The organism is Paraburkholderia sp. A3BS-1L (genome assembly GCF_051125215.1).
Classification (GTDB): domain Bacteria; phylum Pseudomonadota; class Gammaproteobacteria; order Burkholderiales; family Burkholderiaceae; genus Paraburkholderia.
The window spans coordinates 744,971-761,788 of sequence record NZ_CP120443.1 but is presented as its reverse complement, the minus strand read 5'-3'; the positions used below and the strand labels follow the sequence as shown (position 1 = coordinate 761,788).

The 16,818-nt window shown below is 64.4% G+C and carries 13 protein-coding genes; 4 read left to right on the top strand and 9 right to left on the bottom strand.

Annotated features, from left to right (window positions below):
* Positions 1-122 precede the first annotated feature (122 nt).
* Positions 123-1,235, top strand: a complete 1,113-nt coding sequence (locus P5W99_RS18540) for a CaiB/BaiF CoA transferase family protein (protein WP_434664196.1) — start codon at positions 123-125, stop codon at positions 1,233-1,235.
* Between the two features lie 101 nt (positions 1,236-1,336).
* Positions 1,337-2,485, top strand: coding sequence for an acyl-CoA dehydrogenase family protein (locus P5W99_RS18535; RefSeq protein WP_421026628.1), 1,149 nt, complete (start codon positions 1,337-1,339; stop codon positions 2,483-2,485).
* 167 nt (positions 2,486-2,652) lie between these two features.
* On the opposite strand, the gene P5W99_RS18530 is transcribed toward P5W99_RS18535, so the two are convergent.
* Genes P5W99_RS18530 through P5W99_RS18510 form a run of 5 tightly spaced genes read right to left on the bottom strand, consistent with a single transcriptional unit; the run spans position 2,653 to position 7,607 of the window.
* Positions 2,653-3,555, bottom strand: coding sequence for an SDR family NAD(P)-dependent oxidoreductase (locus P5W99_RS18530; RefSeq protein WP_421026627.1), 903 nt, complete (start codon positions 3,553-3,555; stop codon positions 2,653-2,655).
* A gap of 36 nt (positions 3,556-3,591) precedes the next feature.
* A complete protein-coding gene (locus P5W99_RS18525) occupies positions 3,592-4,047 on the bottom strand; it encodes a MaoC family dehydratase (RefSeq protein ID WP_421026626.1) in 456 nt (151 codons plus the stop codon).
* The gene (locus P5W99_RS18520) at positions 4,044-5,198 is read right to left on the bottom strand and encodes an acyl-CoA dehydrogenase family protein (RefSeq protein WP_421026625.1); all 1,155 of its coding nucleotides are present in this window, start codon (positions 5,196-5,198) and stop codon (positions 4,044-4,046) included. Before P5W99_RS18520 ends, P5W99_RS18525 begins: the two co-directional genes overlap by 4 nt.
* Positions 5,199-5,213: 15 nt before the next feature.
* Complete coding sequence (locus P5W99_RS18515) at positions 5,214-6,413, bottom strand: acyl-CoA dehydrogenase (RefSeq protein WP_421026624.1); 1,200 nt, start codon at positions 6,411-6,413, stop codon at positions 5,214-5,216.
* A gap of 12 nt (positions 6,414-6,425) precedes the next feature.
* Positions 6,426-7,607 carry a lipid-transfer protein gene (locus tag P5W99_RS18510; protein ID WP_421026623.1) on the bottom strand — a complete coding sequence of 394 codons (1,182 nt, stop codon included), beginning with the start codon at positions 7,605-7,607 and terminating at the stop codon, positions 6,426-6,428.
* 231 nt (positions 7,608-7,838) lie between these two features.
* On the opposite strand from P5W99_RS18510, the gene P5W99_RS18505 reads away from it, so the two are divergent.
* Positions 7,839-9,407 carry an AMP-binding protein gene (locus tag P5W99_RS18505; RefSeq protein WP_434664190.1) on the top strand — a complete coding sequence of 523 codons (1,569 nt, stop codon included), beginning with the start codon at positions 7,839-7,841 and terminating at the stop codon, positions 9,405-9,407.
* Positions 9,408-9,490: 83 nt separating this feature from the next.
* Here the strand turns inward: P5W99_RS18505 and P5W99_RS18500 are convergent, their stop codons facing one another.
* The 4 genes from P5W99_RS18500 to P5W99_RS18485 all read right to left on the bottom strand — a co-directional run bounded on the left by P5W99_RS18500 (position 9,491) and on the right by P5W99_RS18485 (position 13,915).
* Complete coding sequence (locus tag P5W99_RS18500; RefSeq protein WP_421026621.1) at positions 9,491-10,567, bottom strand: MBL fold metallo-hydrolase; 1,077 nt, start codon at positions 10,565-10,567, stop codon at positions 9,491-9,493.
* Between the two features lie 137 nt (positions 10,568-10,704).
* A complete protein-coding gene (locus P5W99_RS18495; RefSeq protein WP_421026620.1) occupies positions 10,705-11,847 on the bottom strand; it encodes an acyl-CoA dehydrogenase family protein in 1,143 nt (380 codons plus the stop codon).
* Between the two features lie 28 nt (positions 11,848-11,875).
* Positions 11,876-13,117 (bottom strand): thiolase family protein, encoded by a 1,242-nt coding sequence (locus tag P5W99_RS18490; protein WP_421026619.1) that lies wholly within the window; start codon positions 13,115-13,117, stop codon positions 11,876-11,878.
* Between the two features lie 27 nt (positions 13,118-13,144).
* A complete protein-coding gene (locus P5W99_RS18485) occupies positions 13,145-13,915 on the bottom strand; it encodes an enoyl-CoA hydratase/isomerase family protein (protein ID WP_421026618.1) in 771 nt (256 codons plus the stop codon).
* A 186-nt stretch (positions 13,916-14,101) separates the two neighbouring features.
* Here P5W99_RS18485 and P5W99_RS18480 point away from each other — a divergent pair, with 186 nt between their 5' ends.
* The gene (locus tag P5W99_RS18480; protein ID WP_421026617.1) at positions 14,102-16,804 is read left to right on the top strand and encodes a LuxR C-terminal-related transcriptional regulator; all 2,703 of its coding nucleotides are present in this window, start codon (positions 14,102-14,104) and stop codon (positions 16,802-16,804) included.
* Positions 16,805-16,818: the final 14 nt, after the last annotated feature.

Sequence of the window (16,818 nt, the reverse complement as noted above, 5' to 3'; positions counted from 1 at the left end):
CGTCGCCATGCAAGATTAGGCCGCGCAGGCCGCGCGTCGTCCCCCTCAAGAATAGGGGGCGTCGCCAGCGGCGGCGCTCTCTATGATTGGCCGCATCACGAGTCAATGTATCGGGACTATTCATGACAACACAACGACAAGGCCCGCTCGCCGGGCTCAGGGTGCTGGAAATCGCGGGCATCGGCCCGGGCCCGTTCTGCGCGATGCTGTTCGCCGATCTCGGAGCGGACGTGGTCGTGGTCGAGCGCCTCGAAGCTGCGCCCGATGCGCTCGATCTCGGCAGCGCGCAGATCGCCAATCGCGGCAAGCGTTCGGTCGCGGTCGATCTCAAGACGCCCGAAGGCGTCGACACCGTGCTGCGGCTCGTCGAAAACTGCGATGCGCTAATCGAAGGCATGCGTCCCAGCGTGATGGAGCGCCTCGGTCTCGGGCCCGACGCGTGTCTTGCGCGCAACCCGCGCCTCGTCTACGGCCGCATGACCGGCTGGGGACAGAATGGGCCCCTCGCCCACGCGGCAGGCCACGACCTGAACTACATCGCGCTCTCCGGCGCGCTCTGGTATGCAGGGCAGCCCGGCGAAGCGCCTGTGACGCCGCCGAGCCTTGTAGGCGACGTCGGCGGCGGCTCGATGTATCTCGCGGTCGGACTGCTTGCGGGCATCATGAACGCCCGCGCCACGGGGACAGGCCAGGTCGTGGATGCGGCCATCGTGGATGGCAGCGCGCACATGACGACGCTGCTCCTCGCATTGCAGGCATCGGGCCAAATGCGCACGGAACGCGGCCAAAGCCTGCTGGACGGTCCGCATTGGTACAACACCTATCGCTGTGCCGACGGTGGGTTCATTTCGGTGGGCTCACTCGAGCCGAAGTTCTATCGCGAGTTGTGCGCAAAGCTCGGGCTCGATGCGGACCCGCAATTCGACAAACCCTACGATGCGCGCAAATGGCCGCAATCGCGCGAGCGCTTCGCGAACCTGTTTGCGCGGCGCACCCGCGACGAATGGTGCACTCTGCTCGAAGGCAGCGACGCCTGCTTTGCGCCGGTTTTGAGCCCCGACGAGGCCGCCGGACATCCTCATATGCGCGCGCGCGAAGTGTATCTGCGCGAAGACGGCGTGCTCCAGGCAAGTCCCGCGCCGCGATTCTCTGCGACGCCCGCCAGCCGTCCCGGTCCGATTCCGAGGCGCGGCGAGCACACCGACACGGTGTTGCGCGACTGGTCTGCCTGCTGAAGTCCCTCCGCTGCCCGGGGCGCGCCGACGCAGCGGTGTCCCCAACAACGCAGCGGCTCTTTTGTCTACAACACCGCATTTCACGCGAAGGAAGCCTGTCCATGACCGATAGCACCCGCTCGTTTCTCAACGAGCAACAGATCATGATCCGCGAAACCGCGCGCCGCGTGGCGAGCGAAATCATTGCGCCAACCGCCGCCGAGCGTGACCTTCAATCGGCCTGGCCGCACGCGGAGCTTAAGGCGCTCGCCGAGCTCGGCTTTCTCGGCATGCTGATCCCCGAGGCGTACGGAGGCACGGGCGCAAGCGTGCTCGACTTCTGCATCGCGCAGCACGAGTTCGCCGCGGTGGACGCCGGGCTCGCCACGATTGTTCATGTGCACAATTTCACCGCGCTCACGATCGCGGAGCACGGCACGCAAGAGCAGAAGCAGCGCTATCTGCCCGCCATGGCGCGTGGCGAGTCGATTGGCGCGTTTCTCCTCACCGAGCCGCATGCCGGCTCGGATACCGCAGCGCTTCGCGCCAGCGCGCGCCGCGACGGCGATCACTACGTACTCAACGGTACCAAGCAATTCATCTCGAATGGCAGCGAGGCCGGCATTGGTGTCGTCTTTGCCATCACCGACAAGACGGCGGGCAAGCGTGGCGCGAGCACGTTCATCGTCGACCCGAAGGCGCCGGGCTATCACGTCACGCGAATCGAAAGCAAGCTCGGTCAGCACACGGCGCACACTGCACAAATCGCTCTCGAGGACTGTCGGGTGCCTGCGGAAAACCTGCTCGGCGCAGAGGGCAACGGCTACCGCACGGTCATGAGTGGCGTATCGGATGGCCGTATCGGCATTGCCTTCATCGCGGCGGGCGTCGCACGAGGCGCGCTCGACGCGGCACTGAAATACGCACGCGAACGCGAAGCCTATGGCGCTCCACTCAACCGGCTCCAGGCTGTCGCATTCGATCTCGCCGACATGGCTGCGCAGGTCGAAATTGCGTGGCAGTACTGTCTGCATGCGGCGCGCCTGCGCGATGCCGGCATCGACTGCGGCAAGGAGGCTTCCATCGCCAAGTTGTTCGCGAGCGAGATGGCCGAAAAGGTCTGCTCGGAAGCCGTGCAGATCCACGGCGGCTATGGCTACCTCAGTGACTTCCCCGTTGAGCGTTACTTGCGCGACGTGCGCATCTGCAAGATCTACGAAGGCACAAGCCACATCCAGAAGTTGATCATTTCGCGCCATCTCGACGCCTGACAACGCTTCCGGCGTAGCGAAGCGCAAACTGCTGGCCCGCACGGCGATCACCCGTGCGGGCCTTTTTCATTGGGCTGCCGAGCCGCTGAGGCGATCTCCCGACACACCGTGCCAATAAAAAAGCCGCCGCGAAATCGCGGCGGCTCTTTCGTCGAGCGCAGACGCGCTCACATTCCGCAAACCAGCTTCAGGAAAGCCTGCACCTGATGGCCCGACTCCTCATACGGACGAGCCGTGGCCCAATTCTCGATGTCGCCAAAGCGCGCCGCGATGCCTTCCGGCGTGACGGCTTCATCGGGCAACAGCACCGGCGCCGTTTCGACGATGGTGGCCGCCGCGAACGCGCCGCCACCTGCCGCGATGATCGTCTTCGACGGCGCATTGTCGCTGGCGAGGAACAGCACCGCCGGTGTCACGCGTTCGGGCTGGATACGCTCGAGCATGGCCTCCGGCAGGATGTCCTCGGTCATGCGCGTCGCCGCAACCGGCGCGATGGTGTTCACGCGGATATCGTTTTTGCGCCCCTCGGTGGTGAGCGCGTTCATCAGGCCGATCACGGCCATCTTCGCTGCCCCGTAATTCGACTGTCCGAAGTTGCCGTACATGCCTGAAGACGAGGTTGTCATCACGATGCGGCCGTAGCCCTGCTCGCGCATGATGTCCCACACAGCCTTCGAGCAATTGATCGAACCCATGAGGTGCACGTCGAGCACGGCTTTGATATCGCCCATCTCGAGCTTCGCGAAACTCTTGTCGCGCAGGATGCCTGCATTGTTCACGAGAATGTCGACGCGGCCGAATTCCGCCACGGCGCGCTTGACCATCGCTTGCACCTGCTCATAATCGGCCACGTTGGCGCCGTCGGCAATCGCCGTGCCGCCCGCCTTGCGGATTTCCTCGACTACCGCGAGCGCGGCTTGCGATGAGCCGCCGGTGCCGTCGCGTGCGCCACCGAAGTCGTTGACCACGACTTTCGCGCCACGCGCAGCGAACGCCAACGCGTGCGCGCGTCCCAGGCCCGCGCCCGCGCCGGTCACGATCGCGACCTTGCCATCGAAACGAATACTCATGCTTGAATCTCCTCGAAGGGTGTCAATACGGAAAGTTCAGGGAAAGAGGCGCACGATCGATTCCGCGATGCAGGCAGGCTTGTCCACGCCCTCGCATTCGACCGTCATTTCGACCTTGATCTGTGCGCCCCCGCGATTCACTTCCGTCCATTCCATGAGCCGGAAGTGCGCGCGCAGACGTTTGCCCACGGGCACAGGCGCGATGAAGCGCACCTTGTCCAGCCCGTAGTTGATGCCGCTTTTCGTCTCCTTGACCTCATATGCCGTCGCGAAGAAAGCGGGCAGCAGACTCAGCGTCAGGAAGCCATGCGCGATGGTCCCGCCAAACGGGCCCGCCTTGGCGCGCTCCACGTCTACGTGAATCCATTGATGATCCCAGGTAGCGTCGGCGAACTGGTTGACACGCTGCTGATCGATCTGCAGCCATTCGCTCGTGCCGATCGACTCGCCAACAAAGGCCTGCAGATCGACGATTTTTTCAAAACTCTTCATGCCTGGTTTTCCTTGTGAAGCAGGTCTTTCTGCAACTGAGCCGCGCAGGCTGCGTCATGCCGGTCGCTGCTGCCGAACAGCACGTCCGCGACAACCGCACGTTTATAGTAGTGGCCGACCTGGTATTCCTCCGTCATGCCGATGCCGCCGTGCAGCTGGATCGCCTGCCCGCACACGAAGCGTGCCGCGCGGCCAATCAGCGACTTGGCCTGCGAGACGGTGCGATGCCGGGTGGGCTCGTCGTCGTTTTCGAGCGAGGCGAGCAACGCGTAGAGCATCGAACGCGCGAGCTCCAGCTCGGCAGCCATGTCGGCGAGCCGATGCTGGAGCACCTGGAAGCTGCCGATCTGGACTCCGAACTGCTTGCGTACCTTCAGATATTCAGCCGTGATCTCGATGGCCTTTTCCATCGCGCCCACCAGTTCCGCCCCGAGCGCGGCCGTTGCGTGCGCGAGTCCGTGCCTGAGCGCCGTCAGCCCGCGCCCCGGTTCGCCGAGCACGGCCTCGCGCCTCACTCGTACGCCGTCGAAAATCAGTTCGGCGGCGAAGCTCCCGTCGTGCAGCGGCAGGACGCGGCGCGTGAGCCCCTCGGCGTCGGCTGCAACCCGCAGCAAGGTGATGCCGTCCGCGTCCGAGGCGCGCGCCGAAACAATGAAATGATCCGCGTTGGCGCCGCCCAGCACGAGCGTCTTGGTCCCGCTCAGCACATAGTCTTCGGGGGTCGCCTTCGCAACCAGATTCACCGGCTCCGCGAAGCCGCGCGACTGCGGCTCGCTATAGGCGAGCGCATACTTGCTCGAGCCATCGGCCAGCGCCGGCAGCCACTGCTCGCACTGCGCCGGCGTGCCGGCGGCAAGCAGCGTTTGCGCCGCCAGCACCGCGCAGCCGAGGTAAGGTTCGATCACCAGTGCGCGACCGAGCTGCTGGGCAATCAGCACCGTGTCGATCAGCGAGCCGCCGAGTCCGCCGCACGACTCGGGCAACGCGGCCGCCAGCCAGCCATTGTCCGCGAAGGTGCGCCAGTGCGCGTCGCATGACGTCGTGCGGGCCTTCAGGAGCGCCGTGCGCGTCTCGAAGCCATAGTCCCTGTCGACGAAGCGCCGGACGCTGTCCTGCAGCAGTTGCTGCTCTGCATTGAGATTGAAGTTCATGATTGATCCGGCGACTCAGAGTTGAAACAGCATCCTGGCGATGATCCCGCGCTGGACTTCGCTCGTGCCGCCATAGATCGTCGACGCACGGCGGAAGAACATTTCGTTCGCGATACCGCGGCCGATGTCCTGAAGCGGCATGGGTGGGTTCGAGCAATCGTCGTGCGGCTCCGGATACGCTAGCGCGCCATAGTCGCCGAGCGTCTCCACCAGCAATTCGCTCATGCGCTGCTGCAATTCGGTGCCGCGCACCTTGAGGATCGAGCCCATCGCGTGAGCGGCCGGGCTGTGATCCTGCTCCATCGCCGCGACGCGCTTGACCATCGTCGCGACCGCGGTGACCTCCGCCTCGAGGCGCGCCAGCCGCAACGCGAATTCCGGCTGTGCGATGAGAGGCGCCGTCCCAACCCGTTGCGTCGCTGCGAGCGCGCGCAGCTGGATCAGGTAGCGGCGCAGTATCGGCAAATCTGCTGCGCTTGCATGCTCGTTGTTGAGCAGAAACTTCGTGATCTTCCAGCCATCGCCCTCCGCGCCGATGCGGTTCGCCACCGGCACGCGCACGTTGTCGAAGAACGTCTCGTTCAGATGATGGCAATCGTCGATGCTGCGAATCGGACGCACGGTGATGCCGGGTGTCTTCATGTCGACGAGCAGGAAGCTGATGCCGGCCTGCTTCTTCACCTCCGTGTCGGTGCGCACGAGCAGGAAGATCCAGTCGGACTCGTGCGCATAGCTCGTCCAGATCTTCTGGCCATTGACGACGTAGTGGTCGCCGTCGCGCACCGCGCGAGTGCGCAGCGAGGCAAGGTCCGAGCCCGAGCCGGGCTCCGAGAAGCCCTGGCACCAAAGGCGTTCGCCGTTGAGAATGAGCGGCACATGCTCGGCCTTCTGCTCGGGCGTCGCGAACTCGTTGAGCACCGGCCCAAGCAGCTTCTGGGCGAAGCCGTCCTGGGTCGGCGCGCCGGCCGCAACGCACTCTTCGTCGAATACAAGTCGCTGCAACACGGTCCAGCCGGTGCCGCCATCGCGTTGTGCCCAGTGAGGTGCGCCCCACCCTCTGGCATTCAGGATTTTTTGCCAGCGCACGAGGTCCGGCCGCATCGATCGAACACTGCCCACCGGCTTGCCAGCGAGATCGCGTGGCAGATGCTCGCGCAGGAACGCGCGCACCTCCTCACGGAACGAGTCGAGCCCGGTATCGGGTTGAAAGTCCATCGGCGTCTCCCCTCAATTGCGATACATCGTGACTACGCAGGCACCGCCGATACCGACGTTGTGCTGCAGCGCCACGCGTGCGCCCTCCACCTGGCGCTCTCCCGCGGCGCCGCGCAGTTGCTGGACGAGTTCCGTGCATTGCGCGAGGCCCGTCGCGCCAATCGGATGCCCCTTCGAGAGCAGGCCGCCCGAAGGGTTGACGACGTAGCGGCCGCCATAGGTGTTGTCGCCGTCGTCAATGAACTTCTCCGCACCGCCTTCAGGGCACAGGCCGAGCGCTTCGTAGGTGATCAGTTCGTTGTGGGCGAAGCAGTCGTGCAGTTCGACTACGTTCACATCCTCGGCGCCGATACCGGCCGCCTCGTAGACCTGCTTCGCTGCGTCCTTCGCCATGCCGAAGCCGGCCACGTCGCGCAGGTCGTCGCCTTCCAGCGATTCCGGGCCATCGGTCGTGAGCGCCTGCGCGGCGATCCAGACTCGCGAATCGAGTCCATGGCGGCGCGCGTAGTCCTCGCTGCACAGCACTGCCGCCGCCGCGCCGCATGTGGGCGGGCACGCCATCAAGCGCGTCATCACGCCCGGCCACATCACCTGGTCGGCCAGCACGTCTTCGGCGCTCACGACCTTGCGGAATACCGCGAGCGGGTTGTTGGCCGCATGGCGGCTTGCCTTCGCACGAATCTTCGCGAAGCTCGCGAGCGGCGTGCCGAAGCGCTTCATGTGCTCCATACCCGCTCCGCCGAAAATGCGCAGCGCCGGCGGAATGTCGGCGGGCACGCCCAGGCGGTCGCATTGTTTGATGAAGAGGTCCGCGGGCAACGGCCGGTCGTTGAAATAGCTGCCGAGCGCGCCGGGGTTCATCTGCTCGAACCCGACCACGAGAGCGATATCGAGCGCGCCCGCTTCGATGGCCTGGCGCGCGAGATAAAGCCCCGTCGAACCGGTCGAGCAATTGTTATTGACGTTGATGATCGGCAGGCGCGTCATGCCGACGTGATAGAGCGCGCGCTGACCCGCCGTGGAATCGCCATAGATGAAGCATGCGTAGGCCTGCTGGATCGCCTCGTAGGTGACACCGGCATCGGCCAGCGCGAGACGCGCCGCCTCGGCGCCCATCAGATCATAGGTTTCACTGGCACCCGGCTTGCGGAACGGGACCATGCCCACGCCCGCGACGACGACTTTGCGCGTCATACGTTCTCCTTCAGTTGTTGTGTCCGCCGATCGGCCGGACCGGCACTGGACCATCATAGGCAGCGTCCCGATCGGCGGCACCCCTCTTTTGAAGGGGTGCGCGCGCCGTGTGCCCGCAGGTATCACCCCAGGGTCTGCCCGCCCCCACCAAACGAGGGGCGATCCTCATGCCGCCCACACCTATATTCCGCGAACCGGCAGATCCCTTCCTACTCCGCGGAGACGCACGCTGTGATCATCAACTTTGCCCGAACCGTCGAACAATTGTCCCTCTGCTACGGCGCGCGCGAAGCGCTCGTGAACGTCGAACGAGGTCGCCGGTACAGCTTTTCCGAGCTCCATTGCCTCACAAACCGCGTCGTCAACATGATGCGCGAGCGTCTCGGCCTGCGGCGCGGCGACACCTGGCTGTGCATCCTCGAAAACGACAACCTGTCGCTCCTGCATGCGTGGACAGCGCTCAAGGGCCAGGCGACGGCCGCCTGGACCAACCGGCTCGACAGTGCCGACGAGCACCGCTGGCAGGCTGAATTCGTGCGCCCGAAAGTCGTCTTCCTTGAAAACGATCTCATCGATCCCTACTTCGAGATGTTGCGCTCGCTCGGTGCGACGGTGGTCGCCATGGACCCCTTGCCAGCCGCGCGGGAAGGCCTGCACTACTTCTGGGACCTGCTGGACGGCGTGAGCGACGCGGACCCTGGCATCGAAAGCGACGCCGCGCGCGATGTCCTCATTTATCGCTTCACCGGCGGAACGACGGGCAAAGGCAAGTGCGCACAGTACACGATCGCAAACTGGCTCGCCTGCCGCGATTCCTATTATCTCGAACGCGAACAGGTCTTCGACGCGCAAACGCGTTTCCTGCATATGGCGCCGATCAGCCACGGCTCGGGACTCGGCATGCTTCCCACCCTCTTTCGCGGGGGCTGCACCGTCACCCAGAACGCGCCGGATCTGGCCCAGTGGTGCCGCAACCTCGAAGCCGAACGCGTCACGATGGCGATGCTGGTCCCGACACTGCTATACCGTCTGCTCGACATGCCTGAAGCGAGCGCTCACGATCTCTCGTCGCTGCGCACGATTCATTACGGCGCCGCACCGATGAGCCCGGCGAAACTCGGGCCGCTGCAAGAGCGCTTCGGCAACATTTTTGTTCAGGTCTACGGATCGACCGAATGCCTGCAGCCCGTAGCGACGCTCAACAAGGCGGATCACGCCGCAGCCACGCCCGCGCGGCTCGCCTCCGCTGGGCGGATCGCATGCGGTATCGAACTGCTCGTCGTCGACGAACGCGGCATGCCGGTGCCCGCTGGCGACATCGGCGAGATCTGGATCCGCGCAGCGTCCACGATAGTCGGCTATCTGAACAATCCCGAAGGCACGGCCGCCGAATTCAGCAACGGATTCTGGAAGTCAGGCGATCTCGGCTACCTCGACGAGGAAGGCTATCTGTACATCGTCGACCGGAAGAAGGACATGATCATCACGGGCGGATTCAATGTTTACGCCATCGAAGTCGAGGCGGCGCTCAACGCCCATCCGGCCGTCGCGATTTCCGCGGTCGTGGGCGTGCCGCACGACGAATGGGGTGAGGCAGTCCATGCGGAAGTGGTCCTGAAAGCCGACGCGGCAATCGATACGGACGAGTTGATCGCCTACGTGAAGGCGCGCATCGGCAGGTTCAAGGCGCCCAAGTCGATTGCTTTCGTCGAGGCGCTGCCGCTAAGCGTCGTCGGCAAAGTGCTGCGCCGCCAGATTCGCGAAAGATACTGGGGCCAGAAACGGCGCCGCGTGAGCTAAGCGGCGCGTCTCACACTTGCCGCCGGTTCGCCCCTTCGTGAATCGGCGGACTTTATCCCGAACTCTATCTCGGACTTTATCTGTCACGCGGCACTCGCGACGTACCACCCTACGCCGTCGTCATCGACGTCGCAGCGCGCCTCGCCGCGCTTCACGAGGTAGTTCAGAAAGGCCAGTGCCTCTCCCGTTGCCAGCGTCATGGTCGTCGGATCATCCATGCCGATGCTGCGCGCGAACAAGGTGCCGAACACATCGACGGCGCGCTGCGGCCTCGCGAGCTTTTCGCGCAGACGCTCCAGGCTGCGCGACACACCCTGCGCGAGCCGCGCGAGGCGCTCGTGCAGGCCGAAAAAGGGCTCGTTATGCGCCGGCAGCACGAGTACGCCGGCGGGCACCATCGCACGAAGTTTATCGATGGACGCGAGCCATTCCGCCAGTGGGTCGGCGTGTGGCTCGAGCGGATGGACCGAGACGTTCGACGAGATGCGAGGCAGCACCTGGTCTCCAGAAATCAGGAGTTCCAGCTCGGGGCTGTAGAGGCATGCGTGCTCCGGGGTATGACCGCGCCCAACCACTACCTGCCAGTCGAAAGCGCCGATTGTGATGCTCGCGCCGTCTTCGAGGCGGATGAAGCTCTCGGGCAGCGGGTGAATCATGCGGCTGTGCCGGCCAAACCGCTTGCGGTAACCCTCGATCGCGCTCTCGTCCCAGCCCGCGTGGCGATAAAAGCGCACGCCGTCGAGCGGCGCTTCGCACCCGATATCGGCCACATTGGCGCGGCACGTCAGGTACTCGACGCGCGTCATCCACAACGGGCAGCCGAAACGCCGTGTGAGCCAACCCGCCATGCCCACATGATCCGCATGCAGGTGCGTGACCAGCACGCGCGTCACGGGACGATTGCCGAGCGGCCCCGCGAGCAACTGCTCCCATACCTGCGGCGAGTCGGGCAAACACAAGCCCGTATCGACGATCGCCCAGCCGTGACCGTCCTCGATGGCCCAGACATTGATATGTGCGAGCGCCACAGGAAGGGACAGGCGCATCCATAGCACCGATGGCGCGACCTCGATGGCCTCTCCAACTGCAGGCGTCGTGGCAAACGGATAACGCAGGACGGCGCTGGAAGACTGCGGAATCATCGAATCGTCACGGCTCATGCGCCCTCCTGGCGGCGTGGACATCCGGCACGGTCGTGCCGCCGGTACGTCTGCAAATAAAAAAGGTTCTTCGCGCAGGCACGCGAAGAACCACTGCACAGGCCGGCAAAATCCAAAGCCGGACATCGATCGATCCATCAGACGAAAGCAGCGACCCCGGTCAACGCGCGCGAGATGATGAGCTGCTGGATCTCGGTCGTGCCGTCGGGAATCGGGATGATGATCGCTTCGCGCAACAGACGCTCGACGTTGAACTCCTTCGTGATGCCGTTTCCGCCGTGCAGCTGCACCGCGTCGCGGCAAACCTGCACCGCCGCTTCCGTCGCGAAAGCCTTTGCCATCGAAGCCTGCAGGTCGCAGCGCACGCCCGCGTCGATCAGGCCGAACACGCGCTGGCACATCAGACGTGCCGCGTCCACCATGATCGCCATATTCGCGATCTTCGCAGCGATGAGCTGGTGCGCGGCAATCACCTTGCCGAACTGCTTGCGCTCCTTCGCATAGGCGATGGACTCCTCCAGCGCGGCGCGCATGATGCCGACCGATAGCGTGCCCACATGGGCGCGTGCGTTTTCGAACACCTTCATGGTGTTGCGCAGGCCTTCGCCTTCTTCGCCGATCAGGTTGGTCGCCGGCACGCGCGCATCGGTAATGAAGATCTGCGCCGTCGACTGCGAGCCAAGCGCGATCTTGTCGATATTGCGCGACTCGTAGCCATGCTCCTTACGGTCGATGAGAATATGCGAAAGACCCTTTTCGCCGCGCACGGTGCAAATCAGCACGTCCGAGTAGACGCCGTTCGTGATCCACGTCTTCTCGCCGTTGACGATGAAGTGGTCGCCGTCGCGCACGGCGCGCGTCTTGAGCTCGGCGACGTTCGATCCGACGTCGGGCTCGCTGATGCCAATCGAGCCGAAGATCTTGCCGGCGAGCGCGTCGGGCATGTAGCGTTCGCGTACTTCGGGGCGCGCGTTGCACAGCATCGACGTGAGCCCCATGTTGAGCATCACGCATAGCGCGATGTCGCATGAGCAGGCCACCAGTTCCTCGAACAGCATCCCCTGGGTGGTGAACGACCAGCCCATGCCGCCATACTCCACGGGGATGGTGCAGCCAGGCAGGCCGAACTCGGCGATGCGCTGGGTGAGCTCGCGCATCTTTTCCTTCGGGATGAAACGGTCGCGATATTCGCGGGCGACGGGCTTGACTTCCGACTGCAGGAACTTGCGAAAGCTCTCGACAGCCAGCGTCTGCTCTTCAGTGGGCAGTTGATACGACATGGTGTGTATTCCTGTTTTCGTTACTTTGTCAGTCGCGGCCGAAAATGCCGATATGGTCGATGCTTTCTTCGACGCCCCACAGCCCGCCGCCATTGCCCTGGATCGCGAAACGGGCGCCGTCCACCTGGCGCGCGCCGCATTCGCCGCGCAATTGCTCGACCAGTTCGAAGATCTGGCCGAGGCCTGTCGCACCGATCGGATGGCCCTTCGATTCGAGGCCGCCCGATGGATTGATCGGCAGACGGCCGCCGATCGTGCTCTCGCCACGCTCGGCCATCACACCGCTCTCACCCGGCTTGCACAGACCGAGGTTCTCGCACAACGCGATTTCTCCGATCGACGATGCGTCGTGCAGCTCCGCCACGTTGATGTCCTCGGGCCCGATGCCTGCTTCTTCATACGCGAGCTTCGCCGCGTGGACCGTGATGTGGTTCGCGAGATCGTCACCCGAGCGCTGCGATGCCGAGCGCACGATCGTCGCGAGCACGCGCACCGCGCGGCTGCGATTGAAGCCGTAACGCTTGAGCGCGGATTCCGTGCAAAGGATCGCGGCGGCGGCGCCGTCGGAAATTGGCGAGCACATGGGCAGCGTGAGCGGATACGTGATCGGCGGCGCGGCGAGAATCTCCTCGATCGACATCGGCTTGCGGTATTGGGAGCGCTCGTTGTGCACGGAATGGCCATGGTTCTTCGCGGATACGGCGGCGAACTGGCGCTGTGTGATGCCGTAGCGCGACATCAGTTGGCGCCCGATTCCGGCGTACACGTCCATGAACACGCTATAGGGCTTGTCGGACTGGGTGCCGTCCGGCACGCTCACTCCCTTGCCCAGTTCGACCATCTTCGCCGCGTTGGCCTCGGCCGTCTCGACGTCCCATGCGGAGTCGAACACCGAGAACATGCGCGCCTTGTCGCTCGAGTACATCTTTTCCGCGCCGACGGCGAGCACGACGTCAGCCATGCCCGCGCGAAGCTGCGTCACCGCGAGGTGAAAGGCGCTGCTGGCCGACGCGCACGCGCTTTCGACGTTGTGGATCGGGATGCCGCCGAAGCCCAGCGGAATCAGGGCCACCTGGCCGCGGATCATGTGCTGGCCCTGCATGTGCCCCTGCGTCGTGTTGCCGAAGTAAGCGGCCTGAATCCAGTCGCGCTCGCAACCCGCGTCCTTGAGTGCGTCCTCGACGGCCCAGCCCGTCAATTGCTTGACCGATTTGTCGAGATGCCGGCCAAAAGGCGTCATGCCCACGCCAACGATATAGATTTTTTCCATTTTCAATGCCTTTGCTTCGTGTTGATCTCAGCAACCTTTGAACTGCGGCTCGCGCTTCTCGGCAAACGCGCGCAGCCCTTCCTTGATGTCGTACGAGCGCTGGTGGTCACGCAGCTCCAGCAGCTCATGGCGCAGCGCGTCCGCCGCCGACTTGTCGGCCGCCTCGCCTGCCACGCGCTTCATGCGCGCGAGCACGAGCGGGCTCTTCTTCGAGAACTTGTCGGCCAGCGCCTGCGCGCGCGTCTTGAGCTCTGCATCGGCAAGCACCTCGTTCACGAGGCCGTAGCCCTTGAGTTCGGCCGCGTTCATCGAATCGCCCGTGAACAGCAGATAACGCGCGACGTTCGCCGGCACCTTGCGCGGCAGAATCGCGGCACCGCCGGCGCCGGGAAACACGCCAAAATTCGAATGCGCGTCACCGAGGCGCGCCGATTCGGCGGCAAGCACCACATCGCACGCCAGCACCACTTCAAGGCCGCCCGCCAGCGCGAGTCCATTGACCGCCGCGATCACCGGCTTCGGGAACGCGCGCAAGGTGTCGAAGAATTCGACGATCAGCTCGAGGAACTCACGCTGATCCGGCTGCGTCGGCGCGGCGGCCTCGATCAGATCGGCGCCGGCACAGAAGGCGCGACCATTGCCGGTCAGCACCACCACCCGCACCGAGTCATCGTTGCGCCATGCATTCAACTGCGCGGTCAGGCCCGTTGCCATCTCGCGATTGAGGCTGTTCATCGCGGCGGGACGATCCATCGTCAACCAGCCCGTCGCTCCTACCACTGCCTGCGAATAACTCATTTCCCCTCCGGAATTCGTGAACGCACGTTCTTGACGCTGCGGTTGTGGTAAGTTAATTTCCGCCAGTTCATTAATCACCCCTCGTTCTGAGGGGGAGCATTTCGGGCCGGCATTTGCGAACGTAAGGGCACCGTTCCCGCACATGAATCTGCACCGCGTGCCGCATCGCACTGACTGGGTGACGACTTGAATACGCCTTTCCCCAAACACCTGGTTTCCACCAAGTTCTCGCCGCCGCGCATCGGCGCCAAGCACGTCCTGCGCGCGGATCTGCTCGCCCAGTTGCAACGCGTGCAGTACTGCCGCCTCGCGCTCGTCACAGGCAGCGCGGGCTATGGCAAGACGACGCTGCTGGCGCAATGGCGCCAGGCGTGCCTGAAGGCGGGTGCGGAGGTGGCGTGGCTGTCGCTCACGGGCGAAGACAAGAGCTACATCGACTTCTGTAGCGCACTCTTTGCTGCAATGCAGCGCGCGGGCATGGCTGTCGAAATGGATCTGCCGCTCGAGAACACGAGCGCGGCGGCCATGGATGCATCGATTGCGGCCATCGTCGAGGCCGCAATCGATCTGCCCAAGGACCTGTACATTTTCATCGACGACTACCAATACGTCGAAGCGCCGCTCGCGCACCGCTTCATGCAAAAGCTGCTCGACCACGGGCCGGGCAACCTGCATCTGGTGATCGCCTCACGTGTGACGCCGCCGCTGAGCCTGAGCCGCCTGCGCATGATGGACCAGACGGTTGAGCTCGAGAGTGCCGGGCTGCCCTTCGATCTCGCCGAAACGCGCACCTTCGTCGACGAAAACCTGGGGCCAGGCAAGATCAATGCGGACGAACTCACGCTAATCCATGAGCTGACAAGCGGCTGGCCGTCATGCATCCAGCTCATCGTCATCATGCTCAAGAACCGGCCCGAGACGCGCGCGATGCTGCGCGACCTCGTCTGGCGCTCGAGCGATCTGCAAACGTATCTGAGCGAGGAGGTGATGGCTCACCTCCCCGCAGAACTGGCCGAATTCGCCGAAGCGCTCTCGATCCTGCGCCGCTTTAACGCCTCGCTCGCGCACGCGGTCACCGGCGTGGAGCACGCGGCTGAACTGCTTCAGCGCATGGAAGACGAAAACCTGCTGATCATCCGCGTCGACTCCGACGACCGGACTGCGTGGTATCGCTTTCATCCGCTCTTCGGCGAATTTCTCGCGACCCGTCTTGCGCGCCGGGAGCCGGCTGCCGTGTGCGAGCTGCATCGACGTGCGAGCCGCTGGTACGCCGGACACGGATTGCTCGCCGAGGCCGTGCGCCACGCGAGTGCCGGTGAAGACGTGGAATTTGCCGCGTCGGTTATCGAGCGCGCGGCGCCCGCTACATGGAGTCTCGAATACCTGAGCCCCACGCTCCACCTTCTCGAACGGTTGCCGGAGGAGACACTGTTCAGGCACCAGCGGCTGCTGTTCATCGCCTGCCTGACCGTGGCGCTCACGACCCGTCCGGCCAAAGCCAAAGCCTGGCTTGCGCAACTGCAGGACAACGCACTCAGCACCTACCCGGAGATCGCGCGCAGTCTGCCATTGATACATGCCGCCATTGCGTTCCAGCATGACGACACGCAGCACATGATCGATCTGCTCGAACCGCTGCTCAACGAGCCGATCGAGAATCCGTTCCTGCAATACCTGCTGATCTCGGAGCTGTGCGCGGCTTATGGCGCCGCGGGCCGGTACGCCGATGCGAAGCGTCTGCTCGATCGCCACCCGGTTCCCCCTGCGGACCGCGACAATGACATGGCGCTCGTCGCGCAGGCGACGCGCGCGAGCAGCATGCTGCTCGAAGGCAACGTACGCGAGGCCCAGCGAGAAAGCGCCGCGCTGCTCGAGCGTTCGGTTCATGCCGTAGGCCGCTACTCGATCAGTGCCAACGTCTGCGCGAGCGTACTCGCGGACGCCTGGTACGAACTCGATCGCATCGACGATGCCCGCGAAACCATCGCCAATCGCCGCGGGCTGCTCCAGTCTTCAGGCCCCGACGTGATGATTCGCGCATCGCTGTGCCGCGCGCGCCTCGATTTGCTGCAGGAAAGCCCGGAGGCGGCGCTCGCGTTCCTCGAGCAGCAGACTGCGCATCTGCGCAGCATGCGCCAGATCCGGGCGGTCGCGCACATGCTCGCCGAGCAGATCAAGATCCTGCTGCTCAAGCGCGACCATGCGCGTGCACGGGATACCCTGGGACTGCTGGACGAGATCGAGCAGGCGCATCCTGCGGAGCAGGGCTACCGTGCGGAAATTCCCGCTGTCGTCGCGCTGGCTCGCGCGCGCGTGTTGTGCCACGATCAGCCCGAGGAGGCGCTGCGGGCGCTGCAGGTCACGCGAAGCCACGCCGTGGAGTTTGGGCGCGGGCGCCTGGCGGCGCTCGCCGATCTGCTCTCGGCGACGATCTTCGCGGAGCAAAAAAACGACTCCGATGCCAGGTTCTGTCTGTCACGCGCGGTCGAGGCCGCTCAACACCTGGGCCTCGTGCGCACCTTCGTGGACGAAGGTGCGGCAGCGGGCAAACTGCTCGCAAGGATGGTGCGCGAACGCAAACTCGAGGGCGCGGTCCTTCAGTACGCGAGCATGCTGCTCGACAAGTTTCCCGATAGCGTCGTCCGGGACGGCCTTGCAGGCGCGCCGGGCCGTGGCGGCGCGTCAAAGCTGCAGCCGCAGTTGACCCAGCGCGAAGTGGAAATTCTGGGCCTGGTCGCGCAGGCCATGTCGAACAAGCGCATCGCGCTCGCGCTGAACATTACGCTCGAAACGGTAAAGTGGAATCTGCGCAATATCTTCGCCAAGCTTGGCGTGTCGAGCCGGTACGACGCGATGATATGGGCGCGCAAACAGGATCTGATCAAATGACGCTTCCAGCCACT